A 22,003-nucleotide genomic window follows, 5' to 3' on the forward strand; every position below is an offset into this window, starting at 1 on the left:
GAAGGCAGCGTCCAGAGGGGGTAGGGCACCCCGCTACAGGGCGCCGCACCGGTCAGTCGTTGATGTCGTGGTCAAACGTCCTGACTTGCCCATGTGGCAGCGCGAACATGCGCCGCAGAACGAGCCATGCGATCAACGACAAGGTGGCGAAGATCAAAAGCAGGACAGGCAGGTTCGGCGCTAAGCCGGGGATGACCAGAAGGATGCCGGTGATAGCCGCGCCGATAGCGAAGCCAAGGAAGATGAAACCTGGCAGGGCCACTTCCAGAATGCCCAGCGCCAGTGCGGCTGCCAGCCATACCCACCACGTCAGCCAGATCGGATCTGCCATCATTTGCCTCCCTTGAGCATTTTGAAGGCGTCGCCAAACGCTTCGAGCGCATTTGCGGGCACGACGATCGTCTGGCTGCCTCCGCTTTTGCCCATCGCATTCAATGCCTCAACTTGCTTCAGCGCAACCTGATACTGGGCGGCTTCGATCCCGTTGTCCTGGATGGCCTTTGCGACGACGCCGGTTGCATAGGCTTCCGCGTCCGCCTGAACGCGACGCGCCTTGGCGGCTTGTTCCGCCGCATACAGCTCGGCGTCGGCCTGCAGTTCGACCGCGCGTTTCTGGCCCTCGGCTTCGGTCACCTGCGCGCGACGGGCGCGTTCGGCATTCAACTGCTGCAGCATGGCGTCGCGGGTCGCCTGATCCAGGTTCACGTCCAGAATTTCGGCGCGGGTTACCTCGATCCCCCAGTCATCAACTGCGGTTTCGACACTTTCTTGAATGCGTTCAATCAGTTGCGCGCGATTTGACTGAACTTCGTCCAGGTCCATTTTGCCGATTTCGGCCCGCACGATACCAGCGACGGTCGTTGCGATGGCGCCGTCGACGTCGCGAATGCGGTAGACGGTCTTTTCAGGCTCGAGGATACGGTAGAAGACCGAAGTATCGATCTGCACCAACACGTTGTCCTTGGTGATGGCGTCCTGCGTCGCATTGGGCAGCTGACGTTCCAGAATGGATATCTTGTGGCGCGCAACGTCCAGAAAAGGAACGATAAAGTTGATCCCGGGGCCCAGCACAGAGTGGAGGCGTCCGAACCGTTCGACCACGTATTTCTCGGATTGTGGAACGATCTTGATACCCTTGAGGATGATGACGACGACCAAAGCCGCCCCAAGCAGGTAGATGATGTTCGATGATAGCAGTCCGATGATCTGGTCTTCGGTCATTTCTGTCCTCATTTTTTGTGTACGATGGTATACATTTGGGGATTGAAGGGCTGAATTTCAACTCAGCTATGAAATGAACCGAACAGGATATCCATGCAAGGTAATTGGGACAAAGCACGGATATTTCGGGCTGTGGCCGCTTTGCATCCGCCGTTGATTGCGCTATCGGGGCGAAATGAAACTGATTATCGACACAGACCCCGGCATCGACGATGCCATGGCGATCGCCTACGCCGCCGCCGCCCCGGAAATTGACCTGATCGGCCTGACTACGGTTTTTGGCAATACGCATGTCCAGCAGTCCAGCCGGAACGCGCGGTTTCTGGTTCACAAGCTTGGGTTGGACATACCTGTTGCGCAGGGCGCAGCGTTTCCATGGGAAGCTGATGCGCACACGCCCTCTCGGCACGTGCATGGGGATGAGGGTTTTGGCGATGTAACCGATGTGCCCGAGATCGGCGCGAACCACGACCTGAGCGCAGACGAGTTTCTGGTCGAGATGGCCCGGCGTCACAAGAGGGACCTGACGGTGTGTGCGGTTGGGCCGCTGACCAACATTGCCGATGCGATGCGTCTGGATCCGGATTTCGCTCAGAACATCGGCCAATTGGTCATCATGGGCGGAGCAGTCTTCTGTCCTGGCAACATCACCGAACACGCCGAGGCGAATATCTATCATGATGTCAAAGCTGCGGACGAGGTGTTTGCCCAGCCCGCTCCGACGGTTCTGGTGGGTCTGGATGTGACCCTGAGAACGCTCTATCGCGCGGCTGATTTCGAGGAACTGGCACGACGTGCGCCTCAAATCGGTGGATTTCTGAACGATATCTCTCAGTTCTATCTGAATTTCTACCGCGATGTTGCCGGGTTGGACGGCTGCGGTCTTCATGACTCGACGGCCGTCATCGCCTGTTCGCACCGTGCGATGTTCGAAACTCAAAAAACAGGTTTGAAGGTAGTAACCGAGGGGCCCAAGGTTGGGGCAACCCGGCCGGACTCGTCTCGCCCACCATTGCAGGTGTGCTGTGACGTCGTTGGTCAGCAGGTGGTGGACCTGTTCACGCAAAGGGTTGCCAGCTTGCCCTGACGGGTTGCATTGCGCGCGCCGATCGGGCAAAGCCTGCCCGGTTCAGCGACCCGAGGCGATGACATGACCCAGCGTTTCTCATTCGAATTGAAGGCCACCGACGGCAAAGCCCGCACCGGCGTGATCCACACGCCGCGGGGCGAGGTGCGCACGCCGGCCTTCATGCCCGTGGGCACGGCCGCGACGGTCAAGGCGATGATGCCCGAAAGCGTGCGGGCCACCGGCGCCGACATCCTGTTGGGCAACACCTATCACCTGATGCTGCGGCCCACGGCCGAACGGATCGACCGCTTGGGCGGCTTGCACAAGTTCATGAACTGGGAGCGCCCGATCCTGACCGACTCGGGCGGGTTTCAGGTGATGTCCCTGGCGGGCCTGCGCAAGCTGACCGAGAAGGGCGTGACCTTCAAATCGCATATCGACGGTTCCAAACACGAGCTGACACCCGAGCGGTCGATGGAGATCCAGCGCCTGTTGGGGTCGGACATCGTGATGTGTTTCGACGAATGCCCCGCATTGCCTGCCGACCGCGACCGGATCGCCGAGTCGATGCGCCTGTCGATGCGATGGGCCGAACGGTCGCGCGAGGCGTTCGGCGACCGGCCCGGCCATGCGCTGTTCGGGATCATGCAGGGCGGGTTGGAGCGCGACCTGCGCGAGGAAAGCGCCGAGGCGCTGAAGGCCATCGGGTTCGAGGGATATGCCGTTGGTGGCCTCGCGGTGGGCGAGGGGCAGGAGGCCATGTTCGACTGTCTGGACTATGCGCCTGATTTCCTGCCGACCGATAAGCCGCGCTATCTGATGGGCGTGGGCAAGCCCGACGACATCGTGGGCGCCGTGGCGCGCGGGATCGACATGATGGATTGCGTGCTGCCGTCGCGCTCGGGACGGACGGGGCAGGTGTTCACCCGCCGCGGGGTCGTGAACATCAAGAACGCCCGCCACGCCGACGATCCGCGTCCGCTGGACGAACAGTGCACTTGCCCGGCCTGCTCGAATTACTCGCGCGCCTACCTGCACCATGTATTCCGGGCCAACGAAATGATTTCGGGCATGCTGCTGACCTGGCACAATCTGCATTATTTCCAAGAGATCATGCAGGGTATGCGGGACGCCATCGCCGCCGGTGCATTCGAGGTCTGGCAGGCCGAGTTCCATGCGCAGCGGGCGCTGGGTGATATCGAGCCGCTCTAACGGGCGTGTTGGGCGACCCAAGTCAAAATCAGTGGATATGTTGCCGCGATGCCTTGCAGTCGGGGAAACCTCGGGCCATTCTGATTTGTACAGGTAAGGCGACGAGGTTGAAATGGGGCGGTCCGCGCCCCACCTTTATCGTCCGAGAAAGGAGATGGCCGACGGCTGCCTGAAACAGGGGTCAGTGCCATCTTGCCAATGATAAGGATAGAGCATGCAAGAGCCTCTTAATTCCTCATACCCCGTTCTGCCGCTGCGCGACATTGTCGTGTTTCCGCACATGATCGTCCCGCTGTTCGTGGGGCGTGAAAAGTCGGTGCGCGCGCTGGAAGAGGTGATGCAGGATGACAAGCAAATTCTGCTGTCCAGTCAAGTTGACCCTTCCGTCGACGACCCGACCAAGGACGGTATCTACCGCAGCGGCGTTCTGGCAAATGTCCTGCAGCTGCTCAAGCTGCCCGATGGCACGGTCAAAGTGCTGGTCGAAGGGCAGGCACGCGTCAAGATTTCGGAGTTCATTGAGAATGAAGAATTCTTTGAGGCCCGCGCCGAATACCTGACCGAAATTCCCGGCGACGTTACGACGACGCAGGCGCTTTTGCGCACTGTCGCCGATGAGTTCGAGCGGTACGCCAAGGTTCGCAAGAACATCCCGGAAGAAGCCCTGACCGCTGTCAGTGAGACAACCGATCCGGCGAAACTGGCCGATTTGGTTTCGGGTCACCTTGGCATCGAGGTCGAACAGAAGCAGGACCTGCTGGAAACGCTCAGCATCAGCGAGCGTCTGGAAAAGGTCTATGGCCTGATGCAGGGCGAAATGTCGGTTCTTCAGGTCGAGAAGAAGATCAAGACCCGCGTCAAGTCGCAGATGGAGAAGACCCAGCGCGAATACTATCTGAATGAGCAGATGAAGGCCATTCAGAAGGAGCTGGGCGATGGCGAGGACGGCGCGAACGAGATCGCCGAGCTGGAAGCCAAGATCGCCGAGACCAAGCTTTCGAAAGAAGCCCGCGAAAAGGCCGAAGGCGAGCTGAAAAAGCTCAAGAACATGTCGCCGATGTCGGCCGAAGCGACCGTGGTGCGCAACTATCTGGATTGGATCCTGTCGCTGCCTTGGGGCACCAAGTCTCGGGTCAAGAAAGACCTTGGCCGGGCGCAGCAGATCCTCGATGCCGATCACTATGGCCTCGAAAAGGTCAAGGAGCGGATCGTCGAGTATCTGGCGGTTCAGCAGCGCTCGAAGAAGTTGAAAGGCCCGATCATGTGCCTTGTCGGCCCTCCGGGCGTGGGCAAGACCTCGCTTGGGAAGTCGGTCGCCAAGGCCACGGGGCGCGAGTTCATCCGCATCTCGTTGGGTGGGGTGCGCGATGAATCCGAGATCCGCGGACACCGCCGGACCTATATCGGTTCGATGCCCGGCAAGATCATCCAAGCGCTGAAAAAGGCGAAAACCACGAACCCGCTGATCTTGCTCGATGAAATAGACAAGATGGGGCAGGATTTCCGTGGTGATCCGGCTTCGGCCATGCTTGAGGTGCTGGACCCGGAACAGAACAGCACGTTCATGGACCACTATCTTGAGGTCGAATACGACCTGTCGAACGTGATGTTCCTGACCACGTCGAACAGCTACAACATGCCTGGGCCGCTTCTGGACCGGATGGAGATCATCCCTCTGGCCGGCTACACCGAAGACGAAAAGCGCGAAATCGCAAAGCAGCACCTGATCTCGAAGCAGGTGAAGAACCACGGGCTGAAAGCCAAAGAGTTTGAGCTGACCGACGAGGCGCTGACCGCGATCATCCGCACCTATACCCGCGAGGCCGGTGTGCGGAATCTTGAGCGCGAGATTGCCAAGGTGGCGCGCAAATCGTTGACCCGGATCATCAAGAACGAGACCGACCGGGTTGTCGTGACGGCTGAGAACCTGCACGAGTTCCTGGGTGTACCCAAGTTCCGTTACGGTTTGGCTGAACAGGATGATCAGGTCGGCGTTGTGACCGGTCTGGCCTGGACCTCGGTCGGTGGCGACCTGCTGCATATCGAGGCGTTGAAGCTGCCAGGCAAGGGTCGGATGAAGACCACAGGCAAGCTGGGCGATGTGATGAAGGAATCCATCGACGCGGCTTCGTCCTATGTGCGGTCGATTTCGCCTCAGATCGGGGTCAAACCGCCGCAGTTCGACAAGATCGACATCCATGTGCACGTGCCTGACGGCGCGACTCCCAAGGATGGACCCAGCGCCGGCCTGGCGATGGTGACTTCGATCGTGTCGGTTCTGACCGGTATCCCGGTCCGCAAGGACATCGCCATGACGGGCGAAGTTTCGCTGCGTGGCAACGCCATGCCGATCGGCGGGTTGAAGGAGAAACTGCTCGCAGCTTTGCGGGGTGGCATCAAGACGGTGCTTATTCCGGAAGAGAACGAGAAGGATCTGGCCGACATCCCCGACAACGTGAAGGAAGGGCTGGAGATCATCCCGGTCAAGCACGTGTCCGAAGTTCTGGAGCGCGCACTGGTGCGCAAACCTGAGCCGATCGAATGGGACGAGGCCGCCGAAGAAGCCGCGGCCGCAGCGGCCAAGGCTTCGGATAACAGTGGACCTTCAGCCACGGCGCACTGATCTGAAAACAACGAGAAGGGCGGGGAATAATCCCCGCTCTTTCTGATTCAAAGCCCGATTACAGGTTTTGATGGGTCCAGAACTTCTTCCTCGTCTATGTAGCGCTGGAATTTCTCAGGGGGCAGGGCGGACCGGACTGCGATCCAAAAAATGGTCGATGACAGCAGGGTGCACAACAAGATGTCCCACCCGAACGGGATCAGGTGCAGCGCACCGTCTCCGAATTGACCAAGAAACGAGATCAACCCCAGTCCAGCCAGATAGGGCGCGAGCCACAAGGCCTGTTTGAGATCCATCTGTTCCAGGCGTCCCCGAAACCGCGCCAAAAGCAGGAGCAGTCCGATCAGAAGGGTGATGCCCAGGCGCCAGACAGTATCCCAGCCGCTCCAGTATACGATCAGAGTTGCAATCGCAAAGGCCAGCATTCCGACAAAACCAACCGCTGGAACGCGGATCGAACGGGGCCTGTCTGGCAATAGGCTGCGCAGGCATACAACGGCGATGGGGCCGACGGCAAAGGACAGGACGATCGCTGCCCCGTTCAGGGCGATCACCGTCTCAAAAGGAATGGTCAAAAGGAAAAGGGTGCCAATCACGAAGTTGAGCACCAGCGCCCAGATGGGCACGCCAAAGGCCGACAGATGCTGGATGCGCGCGGGCAGAAACCCGTTCTGCGACAGGGCCATCGCGATCCGCGCATTCGAACCGGTGGCCACGAGGGCGTTTCCGAACGGCCCGATCACCGAGCCGACGTTGAGGATGCTGATGAACCATAATATCCCGACGGACATTATGACTCCGTCCAAAGGGCCTTCTCCGGCAAAACTCAGTTTGGCCCAGCCTTGCGCCAGCATCTGAGGGTCGAGCGAGCCGATGAAAGCAATCTGCAGGCCCAGATAGATTGCCGCACACATGATGATCGACAATACAAGCGCCGCCGGAATGTCGAATTTCGGGTTTCGCACCTCGCCTGCCATGTCGACCACATGCCTGAACCCGATGAACGAGAAGATTACCCCACCGGTCGAAACGGCGGCCATTATTCCCTTGAGCCCATACGGTGCGAACCCGTCGGGCTGCGTGAAGTTCTCGGCATTGAAACGTGAGAGGATCAGCACCACGGATAGCAGGATCGGAATAGCCACCTTTGCGCTTGTTATCATTGTGTTGACCCGCGCAAAGAACTTGACACCCAGCATGTTGATCAGGACGAAGAACACCATGAATACCAAGGCCACAGCCTGTCCGGGCGTGGTCAGGTCACCAGATGGCGCATGCAGCCAGCGTGCATAGGGTGCGAGGTAGGACAGCATTGCCTCGACCTCGATCGGAGCGGTCGTGTTGTACCCGATCCAGGCAGTCCAACCCATCGTCATGGCGACGATATTGCCGTGTGAAAACTGCGGGACCCGGGCGATCCCTCCGGGGATCGGCAACATGGCCGAGATTTCGGCGAATGTGATGGCCAGAATGAACATTGCCACAGCCCCGATTATCCAGGACAAAACGGCCGCGGGGCCAGCGTGCTGAACGGCCAGAAGCGGCCCGAACAGCCAGCCTGAGCCAATGATTCCTCCGACAGATATGAATGTCAGACCCACCAGGCCGATGTCGCGCTTTAGTTCGGCCATGCATGTCCCTGATTGCCATGCCGGTGCTGCACCGGCCCGAACTCAAGGATAGACGCCGAGTCTCATCCGTATCAAGCGTTGAAAAAGAGAGGGAATGGTGGGTGATAAGAGATTTGAACTCCTGACATCTTCGATGTGAACGAAGCGCTCTACCACTGAGCTAATCACCCGTAGGGCGGCGTATTACAGTGCTTTCTATCCGGCTGCAAGAGGGGAGGCATGCGGTTTTTTTCCATATCCGGACAAGACCGTTTGGGTCCTGTGACTGGGCTTTTTCCCTGTCCGATAGTTTTGAGCGTCTAACAAGTGGCGCAGCCCAAATGCGGTTAATGCAGCGAGCCAGCTGCGCCAGATTGAAACCGAAACAAATGAAGCCTTGGTATGAACCAGACACTGATCGCTGAATTCGTCCCGGAACTAGGAAACGACTGCAACGTGGACGGCTATGAAAGCCAAGCGATTTGTGTCGAGGGGGATTTTGCAGGGCAATTGTTAGCAGTAGAATCTGCCGTCTGACTATTCGTTGGCAAGTTCGCCGTTTTGTTGCGGCTCGGCGATGGCAACCAAGGGTTAGGGTGTCTCCGCGCCGGCGCTATCCCAAAGGAGCATGCCAAACGGGCTCGGGAACAAATTTTCCGGTTCGTGCAAAAAACTTGAAAACGCCGCTTGACGATGCCCGGGCGTAGCCATAATACACCCCAACGTTCAGCAATGAACGGGCAGCGGGCGGTTGTAGCTCAGTTGGTTAGAGTACCGGCCTGTCACGCCGGGGGTCGCGGGTTCGAGCCCCGTCAACCGCGCCATCGCTGCCAGCCTTTGATCCAGGCAAACGGATCGACATAGACCCTAATGCGCGGTTGTAGCTCAGTTGGTTAGAGTACCGGCCTGTCACGCCGGGGGTCGCGGGTTCGAGCCCCGTCAACCGCGCCACTTCTCCTCAAAAGTCGTTGCGTTCCCTGTGGACACAGTTTTGCTTTTCTGGACAATCGGTCCCGGCAGGTAGCACGCAGTCGGGGTTTTCGATGGTCAGCTTGAACCGCGTCGTCATGGTTCGTCAAAGCAAGAAATGGATAGGGAGTCTGGGGCCCGAGGCGCTGGATTGCGCCGAAATTTCGGGAAAATGGGGAACGCAGTTCGGGTTTCGCAGCCATACCCAGATCTGGCATCGTCAGCACGATATCTGCAAAGGCCCGCTGATGGATGAGCGTGGGGAGGTTCGACAATTCGATCTGATCTTGGCCAACCAGGTCTGGGAACATCTTGACCGGCCCTATGAAGCCACTCTGAACGTGCTCGAAATGCTGCGGCCGGGAGGGTGGTTTTGGTTGGCCGTGCCGTTCTTCATCCCATTCCATGCCGCACCGCACGACTGTTCGCGCTGGTCGGCGCGGGGATTGCGCAACCTGCTGACCGAATGTGGCTTTGATCCGGAAAGTATTCAGGCTGCGCAATGGGGCAACCGTCAGGCGGGTTTGCGGAACCTCGAACCGGTCTGGCCGCCTGTCTATGACCCTGAAACCGACAGCCTGGAAAACGACCCGGATTTTCCGATCTGTGCCTGGGCCATGGCGCGAAAGCCCGAAGACGGGTGACCCAAGCGGAGAAAATCTGCTCGTTCCCACTTTGTTCTAACTTTTCGGTTGGAGACTCAGCGTCGCTCGCCTATCTCTAGGACACTTGTGTGTTGGGGGCCTGGATGGCTGAGCTGAAGAATATCGAGGTGCGCGGTGCGCGCGAGCACAACCTGAAAAACATCGACGTGGACATTCCGCGCGATCAGCTGGTTGTCGTCACGGGGCTGTCCGGTTCAGGCAAGTCGTCCTTGGCGTTCGACACGATCTATGCCGAGGGCCAGCGCCGTTATGTCGAAAGCCTGTCGGCCTATGCGCGCCAGTTTCTGGACATGATGGAAAAGCCCGATGTGGATCACATCAGCGGCCTGTCCCCGGCGATCTCGATCGAGCAGAAGACCACGTCGAAGAACCCGCGTTCGACCGTGGGAACGGTTACCGAGATCTATGATTATCTGCGCCTGCTGTTCGCGCGCGCAGGCACGCCCTACAGCCCCGCCACCGGTTTGCCGATCGAAGCCCAGCAGGTTCAGGACATGGTCGATCGGATCATGGCGATGGAGGAGGGCACCCGAGGCTATCTGCTGGCGCCCATCGTTCGCGACCGCAAGGGTGAGTACAAGAAAGAGTTTCTGGAACTGCGCAAGCAGGGGTTCCAGCGCGTCAAGGTCGATGGCCAGTTCTACGAACTGGACGAGCCGCCGACGCTGGACAAGAAGTTCCGCCATGACATCGACGTGGTCGTTGACCGGATCGTCGTGCGCGAGGGGATGGAGACCCGCCTGGCCGACAGCCTGCGCACCGCGCTGGACCTGGCCGATGGCATCGCGATACTGGAGACCGCCCCGCGCGAGGGCGAGCCCGAGCGCATCACGTTCTCAGAGAATTTTGCCTGTCCGGTCAGTGGGTTCACCATCCCCGAGATCGAACCGCGCCTGTTTTCGTTCAACGCGCCCTTCGGGGCCTGCCCGGATTGCGACGGGCTGGGGGTCGAGCTGTTTTTCGACGAACGGCTTGTGGTGCCCGATCAGACGCTGAAACTGTATGACGGCGCGCTTGCCCCGTGGCGCAAGGGCAAGTCGCCCTATTTCCTGCAAACGATCGAGGCGATCGCGCGCCACTACGAGTTCGACAAGAACACGCCGTGGAAGGACCTTCCGGCGCATGTGCAGCAGGTGTTTCTGCATGGCTCGGGCGATGATGAAATCCAGTTCCGCTATGACGAAGGCGGACGGGTCTATCAGGTGACCCGCAGCTTTGAAGGCGTTATCCCGAACATGGAGCGCCGCTATCGCGAAACCGACAGCGCGTGGATCCGCGAGGAATTCGAACGGTATCAGAACAACCGTCCCTGCCACACTTGCGAGGGCTATCGCCTGCGCCCCGAGGCGTTGGCCGTCAAGATTGCAGGGCTGCATGTCGGTCAGGTGGTCGAAATGTCGATCAAAGAGGCTCTGGCCTGGGTCGAGGACGCGCCGAACCATCTGAGCGCCCAGAAAAACGAGATTGCCCGCGCGATTCTGAAAGAGATCCGTGAGCGGTTGGGGTTTCTGAATAACGTTGGTTTGGAATACCTTACGCTGTCTCGTTCAAGTGGTACCCTGTCAGGCGGCGAAAGCCAGCGCATCCGGCTGGCCAGCCAGATCGGCTCGGGCCTAACCGGCGTGCTTTACGTGCTGGACGAACCCTCGATCGGGTTGCATCAGCGCGACAATGACCGCCTTTTGGGCACGCTGAAGAACCTGCGCGATCAGGGCAACACCGTGATCGTCGTCGAGCATGACGAGGAAGCCATCCGCGAAGCCGACTATGTGTTCGACATCGGCCCCGGTGCCGGCGTGCATGGCGGGCAGGTGGTCAGCCACGGCACGCCCGAGCAGATCGCTGCCGATGCGGCCTCGATTACAGGGCAGTATCTGTCGGGGGTTCGGGAAATTCCGGTGCCCGCCGAGCGGCGCAAGGGGAGCAAGAAAAAGGTAACGGTTGTAAAGGCTTCGGGCAACAACCTCAAAGACGTGACGGCCGAGTTTCCGCTGGGCAAGTTCGTCTGCGTGACCGGGGTGTCGGGCGGCGGCAAGTCGACCCTGACGATCGAGACGCTGTTCAAGACCGCCTCGATGCGTCTGAATGGTGCGCGTCAGACGCCTGCGCCCTGCGAAACGATCAAGGGGCTGGAACATCTGGACAAGGTGATCGACATCGACCAGCGGCCCATCGGGCGCACGCCACGGTCGAACCCGGCCACATATACCGGCGCCTTCACCCCGATCCGCGACTGGTTCGCCGGTCTGCCCGAGGCGAAGGCGCGGGGCTACAAGCCCGGGCGGTTCAGTTTCAACGTCAAGGGCGGGCGCTGCGAGGCCTGTCAGGGCGACGGAGTCATCAAGATCGAGATGCATTTCCTGCCCGACGTCTATGTCACCTGCGAGACCTGCAAGGGCGCGCGTTACAACCGCGAGACGCTCGAGATCAAGTTCAAGGGCAAGTCCATCGCCGACGTGCTGGATATGACGGTCGAAGACGCGCAGGAGTTCTTCAAGGCCGTACCCTCGATCCGCGACAAGATGGATGCGCTGGCACGCGTGGGGCTGGGCTACATCAAGGTCGGCCAGCAGGCCACGACCCTGTCGGGCGGCGAGGCGCAGCGAGTCAAGCTTTCGAAAGAGCTGGCAAAACGTTCGACGGGCCGGACCCTGTACATTCTGGACGAGCCCACAACCGGCCTGCATTTCGAAGATGTGCGCAAGCTGTTGGAAGTGCTGCATGAACTGGTCGATCAGGGCAATACTGTCGTCGTGATCGAACACAATCTGGACGTGGTGAAAACCGCCGACTGGATCATCGACATCGGCCCGGAGGGTGGCGATGGCGGCGGCGAGATCGTTGCTGTCGGCACCCCGGAAGAGGTCGCCAAATGCGAGCGCAGCCACACCGGGCGATACCTCAAACCGATGCTGAACCCCGAACGCGTGGCGGCCGAATAGGCTGGCTGCGCGTCAGTACAGAATATCCGCCACTGCGCCGATCAGGTTCAGCACTTTGCGCGTATCGGGGTCGATGCTGTAGACGTAGTCGCCCGCGCGAACGTAGTTGCCGCCGCGTTTCAGACCATAGCGGTACGGATCGTCGATCCAGACATAGTCGCGATCAATCCGGTCACCGACCTTGTACCAGTTCTTGACCTGCCCGGGCGGGACGCAAGGCACGGCCTTCTTGGCCAATCCGGGCGGGCAATTGGCAACGGATTTTGCGCCCTTCTGCGGGGCAGTGCGCTCGACCGAGATCGTGTTCTTGGTCTTTCCCTTGCCTTTGCCGTTGTCAGCCAGCGTCGCGACCGGAATCAGTGACAGGCCGGCAAGCAGTGCAATATGCAAAAGTGTCTTCATGGGCGGTTCCCCTCGGTTCGTTGCGCCGTCATGCCGCGTTTCCCGATATTTTGGAATGACCGCCCGAAGTGCAAGCCCTGGGCGGCGAAATGCCGCCCAAGCTCAGCCGCGGCTGCGCTTTTCGAACCGGGGCAGCATGGCCGAGAAATCCATTCCCTTGCCGTCTTCGGATTCGACGAACTGTTCGTACAGCGCAGTGGCGATCTGGCCCATCGGCGTGTCGGCGTCGGCGCTTTCGGCGGCCTGCTGGCTGAGCCGCAGGTCCTTGAGCATCAGCTCGGCGGCGAAACCGGGCTTGTAGCCGTTGTCGGCAGGTGACTGCGGCCCGACACCGGGGGCGGGGCAATAGGCGTTCATGCTCCAGCTGTAGCCCGACGAGGTGCTGACCACGTCGAACATCTTCTGCCTGTCCAGGCCCAGCTTGTCGGCCAGGGCAAAAGCCTCGCAGGTGGCGATCATGGTGACGCCCAGGATCATGTTGTTGCAGATCTTGGCGGCCTGACCGGCGCCCGCCGCGCCGCAATGCACCGCCTTCTGGCCCATGGTGTCGAACAGCGGGGCCGCCTTGGCAAAGGCCGCGTCCGAGCCGCCGGCCATGAAGGTCAGCGTGCCGGCGGCCGCGCCACCAATTCCGCCCGAAACCGGCGCGTCCACGGCCAGAAGCCCGGCCTGTTCGGCCTGATCCGCCACGGCGCGGGCGCTGTCCACATCGACGGTCGAGCAGTCGATGAACACCGCGCCTTTCTCCATGTGCGGAATGATCTGATCGGCCACCGCACGCAGGATGTCGCCATTGGGCAGCATGGTGATGACCGCCTCGGCCCCGCGGACCGCATCAATGGCCGTTTCGGCCTTGGTCACGCCCTCGACCGACACGCCTGCGGTGTCGAACCCGGTCACGTCGTGACCGGCCTTGGCCAGATTGGCCGCCATCGGCGCGCCCATGTTGCCCAGGCCAATGAATCCGATCTTCATGTTTCACTCCTCCTCGAATGTCAGCGTGTCCGCGCCCAGCGGCATCAGCATCCGTGATACCGCCGTGGCCGGCACGTTCATGTCCGCAAACTGCCATCTCGGGTTGCGGTCCTTGTCGATGATCTGCGCCCGGATACCTTCGAGGAAATCGCCGTGCTCCATCGACCGGAAGGTAAAGCGGTATTCCAACTCCAGCGCCTTTCGCATGGTCAGGGCGGGGCCGCGCAGGCGGTGCAGCATCTCGATCGCGCAGGCCATGGACAGCGGCGAATTGCGGCCCATCGCCTCGAGCGCGCCGCGGGTGAACTCGGTGTCGCCATTGCGCAGGTCGGTCAGTACGTCGCCCAGGGTTTCACCGCCGAAGAAACGGTCGATGTCGTCCTGCGGCAAAGTCCGGTCAGGGGCAGGGGCGGCATGTTCGGCCAGCAGGTCGGCCTGGCCTGAGGCCTCGAGCATCTCGATCATGTCGGGCCATTGGTCCTGCGGTATGAAGTGGTCGGCGAACCCGGCATAGATCGCGTCGCCCGGACCCATGCGCGTGCCGGTGACGCCCAGATATTCGCCCAACCGCCCCGGCGCCAGCGCCAGCAGCAGCGACCCACCCACATCCGGCACCAGCCCGATCGAGCATTCGGGCATCGCGATCTTCGAGCTTTCGCCGACGATCCGGTGTGTGCCGTGACAGCCGATGCCCACGCCGCCACCCATCGTAAAGCCCTGCAGGAAGCTGACCACCGGCTTGGGATATTCAAAGATCATCGCGTTAAGGCGGTATTCATCGCGCCAGAACTTCTGCCCATGGGCATAGTCGCCCTTGGTGCCCGTTGCATACAACTCGGCGATGTCTCCGCCCGCGCAAAAGGCCTTGTCGCCCTCGGCGTCCAGGATGACCAGGTCGACCTCGTCATCCTCGCGCCAATTGCGCAGGGCGGTGTCGATGGCCATGCACATCTCGTAGCTCAGCGCATTCAGGGCTTTGGGCCGGGTCAGGGTGATCCGGCCGGCGCGGCCCGTGGTGCGGATGTCGATATCGGACATGGAAACCTCAGCGATGGGCGAGCAGTTGGCGGGCGACAATCACGCGCATGATCTCGTTCGTGCCTTCCAGAATTTGATGCACCCGCAGATCGCGCACAAGCTTTTCGATGCCGTAATCGGCTAGATAGCCGTAGCCGCCGTGCAGCTGCAGGCACTGATCGACCACTTTCGATCCGGTCTCGGTCACGAATTTCTTGGCCATCGCGCAGAATTTGGTGGCGTCGGGCGTGCCCTGATCCAGCTTCCATGCGGCCTGACGCAGGAAGGTGCGGGCGGCCTGCAGCTCGATCTCCATGTCGGCCAACCGGAATTGCAGGGCCTGAAACTGGTCAATGTTCTGGCCGAAGGCCTTGCGCTCGGACATGTACTGCAGCGTCATGTCCAGCCCCGCCTGCGCCGCACCCAGCGAGCATGAGGCGATGTTCAGACGCCCGCCATCCAAGCCCATCATCGCGTATTTGAACCCGTCGCCCTCGGTCCCGACAAGGTTTTCGGTCGGGATCTTGCAGTCGTCGAACTGGACCTGCGCGGTGGGCTGGCTTTTCCAGCCCATCTTCTGTTCCAGCGCCCCAAAGCTGAGGCCCGGTGTGCCGTCCTCGACATAGACGGTCGAGATCCCCTTGGGCCCGTCGCCGCCTGTGCGCACCATGCAGACATAGGCATCAGAATAGCCGCCGCCCGAGATGAAGGCCTTGGTGCCGTTCAGCGTATAGCCGTCGTTGGTGCGCTCGGCCCGTGTCTTGAGCGCCGCCGCGTCCGAGCCCGAGCCCGGTTCGGTCAGGCAATAGCTGAGCACCGTGTTCAGGCTGAGAACGTCGGGCATGATGCGCGATTTCAATTCATCGCTTGCAAAGCTGTCCAGCATCTTGGCGCACATGTTGTGGATCGACAGAAAGGCCGCGACCGAGGGGCAGGCCATCGACAGCGCCTCGAACACCAGCGTGGCGTCCAGACGGGTCAGGCCCGAGCCGCCGCTTTCTTCGGACACATACAGCCCGCCAAAGCCCAGTTCGCCGACTTTGGGCCACAGATCCTTGGGTATGGTGCCCTCGGCCTCCCACTGGCGGGCGAAAGGTGCGATCTGTTCTTGCCCGAACGCGTAGGCCATATCGAAAATGGCCGTCTGTTCTTCGGTCAGCGCGAAATCCATGGCCGGTCTCCCCCTTGTGGCGACGTGAATTGAACGACTGTTTATTTATTGCGCAATCCTTACAGAAATTTTTCACGCTGAGCAAACCCCGTGATGCACGTGCGCCGGATTTGGGTGATTGCCAAAAGGCGGTTATGCTGAGCCATTCGTTTTATTGATTGATCGGAGTTGTGGATGTCGAATTACAAGATGGCCGTGGTTGCGATACACGGAATGGGCAGCCAGTCGGTCGGGCCGAACCAGCCGTCCTCGGTGCCGACGTTTTCGAGCGACTTGCACGACCGGGTGGGGCGGCAGTTGGGGCAGGACATGAGCAAGGTTGCCTGGCACGAGGTGATCTGGGCGCAGATCCTGCAGGGGCGGCAGATGGCCTATCTGAACAGCATAAGCCCCTATACTGGCTATGACCGCACGCGCCGTTTCGTAGTGTGCAACCTGTCCGACGCGGCATCCTATCGCCCGACCCCCGACGGCAGCGACAAGACCTATGCCGCGATCCATGAACGAGTTGCGCAAGTGATACGCATCGTCCGGTTTCAGATCGGCGAGCGTGCCCCCATCCTGATCGTCGCCCATTCCCTGGGTGGGCATATCATGTCGAACTACATCTATGACCTTCAGCGCCATCTGCGCCACGGTGGATTGCCGCAGCACGGTGTTCCGGTGGAAGACATGCAGACAGTGGCCGGGCTGGTCACGTTTGGCTGCAACATCCCGATCTTTCTGTTCGCCTATCCCGAACAGGACATCACGCCGATCCAACGCCCCAACCAGGAATTGCCATTGACCCTGCAATTCCATAACTGGTGGCAGAACTATTATGACAAGCACGACGTTCTTGGCTTCCCCCTTGGACCGATCGCGCCCAGCTATGGGCAGCTTGTCGGAACGGGGGAGATCACCGACCAGGCAATCCGGGTCGGGAATATCTTCACCGGATGGAATCCGTTTTCGCACAATGGGTATTGGAAAGCCCGCAGCCTGTACGAGCCCGTGGCCGACCGGATCAGACAGATCCTCAATGCGGTGTGAGAGTCAGAGATCAGCGTGGAATTCGTCAATCAGGTGCCGGACCACCGCCTGGCCCGGATCGTCGCCATTGGCCAGCGCTTCGGCGTGAACGCGACGCTGTCGCGTGGCTGAGGTGCCGCTCTCGGCGATCTGACGCAAACGGGCCAACTCGGCCATGGTGCCCAATGCTTCGGCATCTTCGGCCAACATGCCCATCAACTCGCCCATCAGGTCGGGCATCGGCTTGATCGAGCGGTCTCCGAAGTCGATAAGCCCTTCACCCACACCGTAGCGCTGCGCTCGCCAACGGTTTTCGCCGATCAGGAACCGATCATATTGCCGCCAGCGCAGGTTGCGGTCTTTCAGACGGCAGAGCATTCGGGTCAATGCCTGTACCATGGCCGCCAGCGACAGCGCGTGTTCCATGCGAGGCTGCACATCCATGATCCGCGTCTCGAGAGTCGGATAGCTGTGCGACGGTCGGAGGTCCCACCAGATTTTCGAGGTATCCTCGATTACACCCAATTCGACCAGGACACCGGTGGTGCGCTCGTATTCGGACCAACTGCCAAAAATGGGGGGCAGGCCGGTGCGGGGCAGGTTGTCGAACACCGTCAGGCGATACGAGGACAGCCCGGTATCCTGTCCGTTCCAGAATGGTGATGAGGTTGAAAGCGCCAGGAGGTGGGGCAGAAAATAACATAGTTGCGGCAGGATATCGGCGCGCTGCGCGGGATCGTCCACGCCGACATGCACATGCATCCCGCAGATCAGCATGCGCCGGGCGACACCCCCCAGCGCGTGTTGCAGGTTGTCATACCGCTCTTTTCGCGTGTGGTGCTGGTCTTTCCAATCCGCAAAAGGGTGGCAGGATACAGCGATAGGCGACAGGTTGTGCTCGGCGGCGCGCTTGGCGACACAGGACCGCAGCCGACTGAGGTCCTCACGCGCGGACTTGACCGTCGTATGCGGGCGGGTTCCAACCTCGATCTGGCATTGCAGGAATTCCGGGCTGACCTGGCCTTCAAAATCCGCCTGGCAGGCCTGCATCAATGCCTCGGGCGCCTGCGCCAGTTGCAAACTGTCGCGATCGACCAGCAGGTATTCCTCTTCGATGCCGATCGTGAAATCCTGCTGCATGCGCGGGCCTCCCGTTCCCTATTGGGATCAGTGAATACGGAATCCGCTCTTTTGCCAAGGCTTTGGCGCCATCGACCTTGCGCTGACCCGTGTGCCGACGGTAAGCACCGCAGAAGCCAGACAGATAATCGGAGCCGTATGTCGTGAAACCCAGGAAATTCCCGAAGCTCAATGCATTCTTGGACAGGTTCGGCACACGGTTGATCGACAAGGCCCCCGAGAGGGATGAGCGGGCACGGCTTGAAGCATTCGAGCGGGCAGGCGGCCTGACTCGACCGGCCTATGCCCTGTCACCCGGGATGGAAGGGTTCGATATTGCCGAACTGGTCTCCGAGTATGCGGTCCATGCCGAAGCACTGGCTGCTTTGAAGGATCCTGAGCGGAACCAGACCGGCTACCGGATCGGCAACGGGTACTACGACAGTCCGGACGCCGACGCCCTGTACTTGATGATCCGGCGGTTCAAGCCGAAACGTGTCGTTGAGGTCGGATGTGGAAACTCCACCCGTGTTACCCGGCAAGCCGTTCTTGATGGCGGCTTGGAAACCCGTATCACGGCGGTTGACCCGTATCCGCGCGCAGACATCGCGCATGTGGTTGATCAATTCGAACAGAAACGACTGGAAGAGGTCGACGCATCCGTGTTCGATCAGCTCGAGGCGGGTGACGTTCTTTTCATCGACTCGAGCCATGTCGTGCGCATGAGCAATGACGTAGCGCATCTATTCTGCCGCATCATTCCGAACCTGAAATCAGGCGTCGTGATCCATGTCCACGATGTTTTTTTGCCCTATGAATATCCCAAGCGGTTTTTCTATGACTGCCCGGGTTGGGGCGAGCAGTACATGCTGCACGCGTTGCTGCAATCTGGTTCGTTTTCAATGCTTTGGCCCGGCTACTACCTTCAGCAGGCGCGTCCCGATGCCGTCGAAGCCTTGCCCTTTCTGACAGAAGGCCGAGCGCAGAGTATCTGGGTTCAGAAGCGGTAAAGCAGATTTTTTCGTGATCCGCTTTTCGAAAGCGCGCGTACCCCTTTCCATATCACGCTGGAGAGGAGACTAAACATGTTCCGTCGTACATTCATGGGTGCCGCAGCCGCCGTCGCACTCGCACTGCCGATGAAAGCCCAAGCTGCAGACATCGTGGACACCGCCGTTTCGGCAGGGTCGTTCAACACGCTGGTCGCCGCTGTGCAGGCCGCCGGTCTGGTGGACACGCTGAAGGGCAAAGGCCCTTACACGGTGTTCGCGCCCACCGATGAAGCGTTCGCCGCTCTGCCCGAGGGCACCGTCGAGACGCTGCTGATGCCCGAAAACAAGGATCAGTTGGTCGCCATCCTGACCTATCACGTTGTGCCGGCCAAAGTGATGTCGGGTGACATCGCGGGTAAGCGGGCCAAGGTTCTGACCGTTCAGGGCGAACGTCTGAGCGTCAATGCCAAGAACGGCGTCAAGGTCGACGGAGCGAATGTCGTTCAGGCCGACATCGAAGCCAGCAACGGTGTCATCCACGTTGTCGACACGGTTCTGATCCCCGAGTAATCAAGCCACTCGCCACAAAATCGAAGCCCCGGTCGATCAGCCGGGGCTTTGTCGTTTCACAGCAGTCTGACTTTTGTTCCGATCTGGACCAGAGGATACAGTTCCTCGACATGCTGGTTGTACAACCCGATGCACCCGGATGAACTTTGGCGTCCGATCTTGCGGGTGTCATGTGTGCCATGCACCAGGTAAGCCGGCCAGGAAAGGTACATGGCGCGAGTGCCAAGTGGGTTGCCCGGATCTCCACCTTCCATGCGGACCGGCAGGTTGGGATCGCGCTCGCGCATCGATGCGGTCGGCGTCCAGCTGGGATTTTCCGCTTTGCGCACGACTTCGGTGTAGCCGCGTTTGGTCAGCTCTTCGCTCATGGGAACCGAGCTGGGGTACAGTTTGTAGGTACCGTCAGGACCCCAGTAATGCACCGCGCGGCTGGTTATGTCAGCCAGCAAGCAGCCCACGCCCAGTTCATCGAAGTGATCCTGCCAGTCCTGCTTGGAAAAGGACGATACGTTGCGGCGAACGGGAAGCTGAGTACTGATCGCCTCTTCGGTTTGAGGGAAGGCGTCCTGGCTCTGCGCCCGCAACAAAGTCGGCGACGCCAATACGGATGCTACCCCCAAAAGGGCAGAGCGGCGGGAAATTCTGGTTGTCACGATGGCCTCCTGGCGACTGACTGCTCGAATTTTCGGCCAATTTATGCCGGGCATAGAGGTGAAGCCAGAGGTCGGTGCTGAAATTCTCGTGAACGCGTGCCGGATTGCGCAGTTTTTTGCCAAGCAGAAGGTGCACAAGGTAACGGTTGGCGAATTGGGTTTGCCTGCGGACAAAAAGGCCGCCCCAATTTAGGGCGGCCTTTGTTCTTAAATCAGTCTGTTAGTCCATCGCTTTGAAGTTGAACTCGCCACCTTCTTTGATGCCCGACGGCCAGCGCGACGTCACTGTTTTGGTGCGAGTGTAGAACTTGAAGCTGTCGGGGCCGTGCTGGTTCAGGTCTCCGAACATGGATTTCTTCCAGCCGCCGAAGGTGTGATAGGCCAGCGGCACCGGGATCGGGACGTTGATGCCAACCATGCCGATATTGACCCGGCTGGCGAAATCACGGGCGGTGTCGCCGTCGCGGGTGAAGATCGCGGTGCCGTTGCCGTATTCATGGTCCATCGCCAGCTTCAGCGCCTCTTCGTACGATCCGGCGCGGACGGTGGACAGAACGGGGCCGAAGATCTCCTGTTTGTAGATGTCCATGTCAGGGGTGACATGGTCGAACAGGTGGGGGCCGACAAAGAAACCGTCTTCATAGCCCTGCAGCTTGAAGTCGCGGTTGTCGACGACCAGTTTCGCGCCCTGTTCCACGCCCGAATTGATCAGGCCCAGGATGCGTTCCTTGGCGGCGGCGGTCACGACGGGCCCCATATCGACGTCGTCGCCCGCGGTATAGGGGCCGACCTTCAGCTTTTCGATGCGCGGCACCAACTTCTCGATCAGCGCGTCAGCGGTTTCCTCGCCCACCGGAACGGCCACCGAAACGGCCATGCAGCGTTCGCCGGCAGCGCCGAAACCGGCGCCCACCAGCGCGTCGGCGGCCTGATCCAGGTCGGCGTCGGGCATGACGATCATGTGGTTCTTGGCCCCGCCAAAACACTGGGCGCGTTTGCCGTTCGCCGTGGCGCGCGAATAGATGTACTGCGCGATGGGGGTCGAGCCGACGAAGGACACACCCTGAATGATCTCGCTGTCCAGCAGGGTGTCCACGGCTTCTTTGTCGCCGTTGACGACTTGGAACACACCTTTGGGCAGACCGGCCTCGACGAACAGTTCGGCCAGCATCAGCGGTACCGATGGGTCACGTTCCGAGGGCTTCAGCACCACCGCGTTGCCGCAGGCCAGTGCAGGGCCGACATGCCACAAGGGCATCATGGCCGGGAAGTTGAACGGCATGATGGCGGCGACAACGCCCAGCGGCTGGCGCATGGAATACATGTCGATGCCGGGGCCGGCGCTGTCGGTGAATTCACCCTTCAGCATCTGCGGGGCGCCGATGCAGTATTCGATTACCTCAAGCCCGCGCTGCAGGTCGCCTTTGGCGTCGGGCAGGGTCTTGCCGTGCTCGCGGCTCAGCGCTTCGGCCAGCTTTTCCATGTCGCGATGCATCAGGTGGACCATCTGCATCATCACGCGGGCGCGCTTTTGCGGGTTGGTCGCGCCCCATGCGGGCTGGGCTGCAGCGGCGTGTTCGATTGCTGCCGTCGTCTCGGCAGCGCTGGCCATCGGGCATTTGTACTGAACCTCGCCCGTGGCGGGGTTGTAGACGTCGTCAAATCGACCGGATGTGCCGGGCGTGTATTCGCCGTTGATGAAATGGGTCAGGTCTTGCATCGCAAACTCCTCCGCTGAATTTGCGCGCAGCATAGGCTTGCATAAATCTCATGAACAGAGGC

General features: G+C 60.3%; 19 protein-coding genes and 3 tRNA genes. 11 read left to right on the forward strand and 11 right to left on the reverse strand.

Going from position 1 to position 22,003, the window contains the following annotated elements; translation table 11 throughout:
* Positions 1 to 52: 52 nt before the first annotated feature.
* Both ACR0IR_RS04980 and ACR0IR_RS04985 read right to left on the reverse strand, forming a co-directional pair.
* Positions 53 to 331 carry an NfeD family protein gene (locus ACR0IR_RS04980; RefSeq protein ID WP_170363559.1) on the reverse strand — a complete coding sequence of 93 codons (279 nt, stop codon included), beginning with the start codon at positions 329 to 331 and terminating at the stop codon, positions 53 to 55.
* Positions 331 to 1,221 carry an SPFH domain-containing protein gene (locus tag ACR0IR_RS04985; protein WP_170338815.1) on the reverse strand — a complete coding sequence of 297 codons (891 nt, stop codon included), beginning with the start codon at positions 1,219 to 1,221 and terminating at the stop codon, positions 331 to 333. Before ACR0IR_RS04985 ends, ACR0IR_RS04980 begins: the two co-directional genes overlap by 1 nt.
* A gap of 175 nt (positions 1,222 to 1,396) precedes the next feature.
* On the opposite strand from ACR0IR_RS04985, the gene ACR0IR_RS04990 reads away from it, so the two are divergent.
* The 3 genes from ACR0IR_RS04990 to lon all read left to right on the forward strand — a co-directional run bounded on the left by ACR0IR_RS04990 (position 1,397) and on the right by lon (position 6,125).
* On the forward strand, positions 1,397 to 2,308 hold the full coding sequence (locus ACR0IR_RS04990; protein WP_170363558.1) for a nucleoside hydrolase: 912 nt from the start codon (positions 1,397 to 1,399) through the stop codon (positions 2,306 to 2,308).
* A gap of 63 nt (positions 2,309 to 2,371) precedes the next feature.
* Positions 2,372 to 3,502: a tRNA guanosine(34) transglycosylase Tgt gene (gene tgt, locus ACR0IR_RS04995; protein WP_170363557.1), complete on the forward strand. Its 1,131-nt coding sequence runs from the start codon at positions 2,372 to 2,374 to the stop codon at positions 3,500 to 3,502.
* A gap of 214 nt (positions 3,503 to 3,716) precedes the next feature.
* A complete protein-coding gene (gene lon / locus ACR0IR_RS05000) occupies positions 3,717 to 6,125 on the forward strand; it encodes an endopeptidase La (RefSeq protein WP_170363556.1) in 2,409 nt (802 codons plus the stop codon).
* 47 nt (positions 6,126 to 6,172) lie between these two features.
* Here lon and ACR0IR_RS05005 read toward each other — a convergent pair whose 3' ends face one another.
* Both ACR0IR_RS05005 and ACR0IR_RS05010 read right to left on the reverse strand, forming a co-directional pair.
* A complete protein-coding gene (locus ACR0IR_RS05005; protein WP_170363555.1) occupies positions 6,173 to 7,756 on the reverse strand; it encodes an APC family permease in 1,584 nt (527 codons plus the stop codon).
* A 95-nt stretch (positions 7,757 to 7,851) separates the two neighbouring features.
* Positions 7,852 to 7,926, reverse strand: a tRNA-Val gene (locus tag ACR0IR_RS05010).
* A 211-nt stretch (positions 7,927 to 8,137) separates the two neighbouring features.
* Here ACR0IR_RS05010 and ACR0IR_RS05015 point away from each other — a divergent pair.
* The 5 genes from ACR0IR_RS05015 to uvrA all read left to right on the forward strand — a co-directional run bounded on the left by ACR0IR_RS05015 (position 8,138) and on the right by uvrA (position 12,311).
* Positions 8,138 to 8,272, forward strand: coding sequence for a hypothetical protein (locus ACR0IR_RS05015; RefSeq protein ID WP_260065949.1), 135 nt, complete (start codon positions 8,138 to 8,140; stop codon positions 8,270 to 8,272).
* 210 nt (positions 8,273 to 8,482) lie between these two features.
* Positions 8,483 to 8,559, forward strand: a tRNA-Asp gene (locus ACR0IR_RS05020).
* A gap of 50 nt (positions 8,560 to 8,609) precedes the next feature.
* A tRNA-Asp gene (locus ACR0IR_RS05025) sits at positions 8,610 to 8,686 on the forward strand.
* Between the two features lie 92 nt (positions 8,687 to 8,778).
* Entirely contained in the window at positions 8,779 to 9,348 is a 570-nt protein-coding gene (locus tag ACR0IR_RS05030) for a methyltransferase domain-containing protein (RefSeq protein WP_170363554.1), read from the forward strand.
* Between the two features lie 104 nt (positions 9,349 to 9,452).
* Positions 9,453 to 12,311 (forward strand): excinuclease ABC subunit UvrA, encoded by a 2,859-nt coding sequence (gene uvrA / locus ACR0IR_RS05035; RefSeq protein ID WP_170363553.1) that lies wholly within the window; start codon positions 9,453 to 9,455, stop codon positions 12,309 to 12,311.
* Positions 12,312 to 12,323: 12 nt separating this feature from the next.
* Here the strand turns inward: uvrA and ACR0IR_RS05040 are convergent, their stop codons facing one another.
* The 4 genes from ACR0IR_RS05040 to ACR0IR_RS05055 form a co-directional block, all read right to left on the reverse strand.
* Positions 12,324 to 12,713 (reverse strand): hypothetical protein, encoded by a 390-nt coding sequence (locus ACR0IR_RS05040; RefSeq protein WP_170363552.1) that lies wholly within the window; start codon positions 12,711 to 12,713, stop codon positions 12,324 to 12,326.
* 102 nt (positions 12,714 to 12,815) lie between these two features.
* The gene (mmsB, locus tag ACR0IR_RS05045) at positions 12,816 to 13,688 is read right to left on the reverse strand and encodes a 3-hydroxyisobutyrate dehydrogenase (protein ID WP_170363551.1); all 873 of its coding nucleotides are present in this window, start codon (positions 13,686 to 13,688) and stop codon (positions 12,816 to 12,818) included.
* A gap of 3 nt (positions 13,689 to 13,691) precedes the next feature.
* Positions 13,692 to 14,726, reverse strand: a complete 1,035-nt coding sequence (locus ACR0IR_RS05050; RefSeq protein WP_170363550.1) for an enoyl-CoA hydratase/isomerase family protein — start codon at positions 14,724 to 14,726, stop codon at positions 13,692 to 13,694.
* Between the two features lie 7 nt (positions 14,727 to 14,733).
* Positions 14,734 to 15,876 carry an acyl-CoA dehydrogenase family protein gene (locus ACR0IR_RS05055; protein WP_170363549.1) on the reverse strand — a complete coding sequence of 381 codons (1,143 nt, stop codon included), beginning with the start codon at positions 15,874 to 15,876 and terminating at the stop codon, positions 14,734 to 14,736.
* 174 nt (positions 15,877 to 16,050) lie between these two features.
* On the opposite strand from ACR0IR_RS05055, the gene ACR0IR_RS05060 reads away from it, so the two are divergent.
* Complete coding sequence (locus ACR0IR_RS05060; RefSeq protein ID WP_170338794.1) at positions 16,051 to 16,908, forward strand: hypothetical protein; 858 nt, start codon at positions 16,051 to 16,053, stop codon at positions 16,906 to 16,908.
* A gap of 3 nt (positions 16,909 to 16,911) precedes the next feature.
* On the opposite strand, the gene ACR0IR_RS05065 is transcribed toward ACR0IR_RS05060, so the two are convergent.
* On the reverse strand, positions 16,912 to 18,027 hold the full coding sequence (locus tag ACR0IR_RS05065; RefSeq protein ID WP_170363548.1) for a carboxylate-amine ligase: 1,116 nt from the start codon (positions 18,025 to 18,027) through the stop codon (positions 16,912 to 16,914).
* A gap of 143 nt (positions 18,028 to 18,170) precedes the next feature.
* Between ACR0IR_RS05065 and ACR0IR_RS05070 the strand changes: the two genes are divergently transcribed.
* The gene (locus ACR0IR_RS05070; protein WP_170363547.1) at positions 18,171 to 19,016 is read left to right on the forward strand and encodes a class I SAM-dependent methyltransferase; all 846 of its coding nucleotides are present in this window, start codon (positions 18,171 to 18,173) and stop codon (positions 19,014 to 19,016) included.
* A 75-nt stretch (positions 19,017 to 19,091) separates the two neighbouring features.
* Positions 19,092 to 19,568, forward strand: a complete 477-nt coding sequence (locus ACR0IR_RS05075) for a fasciclin domain-containing protein (RefSeq protein WP_170338788.1) — start codon at positions 19,092 to 19,094, stop codon at positions 19,566 to 19,568.
* Between the two features lie 56 nt (positions 19,569 to 19,624).
* On the opposite strand, the gene ACR0IR_RS05080 is transcribed toward ACR0IR_RS05075, so the two are convergent.
* Complete coding sequence (locus tag ACR0IR_RS05080) at positions 19,625 to 20,221, reverse strand: L,D-transpeptidase (protein ID WP_437342527.1); 597 nt, start codon at positions 20,219 to 20,221, stop codon at positions 19,625 to 19,627.
* Between the two features lie 220 nt (positions 20,222 to 20,441).
* Positions 20,442 to 21,941, reverse strand: coding sequence for a CoA-acylating methylmalonate-semialdehyde dehydrogenase (locus ACR0IR_RS05085; protein ID WP_170357673.1), 1,500 nt, complete (start codon positions 21,939 to 21,941; stop codon positions 20,442 to 20,444).
* Positions 21,942 to 22,003 lie beyond the last annotated feature (62 nt).

It is taken from the genome of Ruegeria sp. CF2, from assembly GCF_056537385.1.

Coding starts and splice junctions, on each gene's coding strand:
- mmsB (WP_170363551.1), bottom strand. CDS start 13,688: ATGAAGATCGGATTCATTGGCCTGGGCAACATGGGCGCGCCGATGGCG.
- ACR0IR_RS05085 (WP_170357673.1), bottom strand. CDS start 21,941: ATGCAAGACCTGACCCATTTCATCAACGGCGAATACACGCCCGGCACA.
- lon (WP_170363556.1), top strand. CDS start 3,717: ATGCAAGAGCCTCTTAATTCCTCATACCCCGTTCTGCCGCTGCGCGAC.
- ACR0IR_RS05030 (WP_170363554.1), top strand. CDS start 8,779: ATGGTCAGCTTGAACCGCGTCGTCATGGTTCGTCAAAGCAAGAAATGG.
- ACR0IR_RS05065 (WP_170363548.1), bottom strand. CDS start 18,027: ATGCAGCAGGATTTCACGATCGGCATCGAAGAGGAATACCTGCTGGTC.
- ACR0IR_RS05015 (WP_260065949.1), top strand. CDS start 8,138: ATGAACCAGACACTGATCGCTGAATTCGTCCCGGAACTAGGAAACGAC.
- uvrA (WP_170363553.1), top strand. CDS start 9,453: ATGGCTGAGCTGAAGAATATCGAGGTGCGCGGTGCGCGCGAGCACAAC.
- ACR0IR_RS04990 (WP_170363558.1), top strand. CDS start 1,397: ATGAAACTGATTATCGACACAGACCCCGGCATCGACGATGCCATGGCG.
- ACR0IR_RS04980 (WP_170363559.1), bottom strand. CDS start 331: ATGGCAGATCCGATCTGGCTGACGTGGTGGGTATGGCTGGCAGCCGCA.
- ACR0IR_RS05005 (WP_170363555.1), bottom strand. CDS start 7,756: ATGGCCGAACTAAAGCGCGACATCGGCCTGGTGGGTCTGACATTCATA.
- ACR0IR_RS05040 (WP_170363552.1), bottom strand. CDS start 12,713: ATGAAGACACTTTTGCATATTGCACTGCTTGCCGGCCTGTCACTGATT.
- ACR0IR_RS05050 (WP_170363550.1), bottom strand. CDS start 14,726: ATGTCCGATATCGACATCCGCACCACGGGCCGCGCCGGCCGGATCACC.
- ACR0IR_RS04985 (WP_170338815.1), bottom strand. CDS start 1,221: ATGACCGAAGACCAGATCATCGGACTGCTATCATCGAACATCATCTAC.
- ACR0IR_RS05075 (WP_170338788.1), top strand. CDS start 19,092: ATGTTCCGTCGTACATTCATGGGTGCCGCAGCCGCCGTCGCACTCGCA.
- tgt (WP_170363557.1), top strand. CDS start 2,372: ATGACCCAGCGTTTCTCATTCGAATTGAAGGCCACCGACGGCAAAGCC.
- ACR0IR_RS05055 (WP_170363549.1), bottom strand. CDS start 15,876: ATGGATTTCGCGCTGACCGAAGAACAGACGGCCATTTTCGATATGGCC.
- ACR0IR_RS05060 (WP_170338794.1), top strand. CDS start 16,051: ATGTCGAATTACAAGATGGCCGTGGTTGCGATACACGGAATGGGCAGC.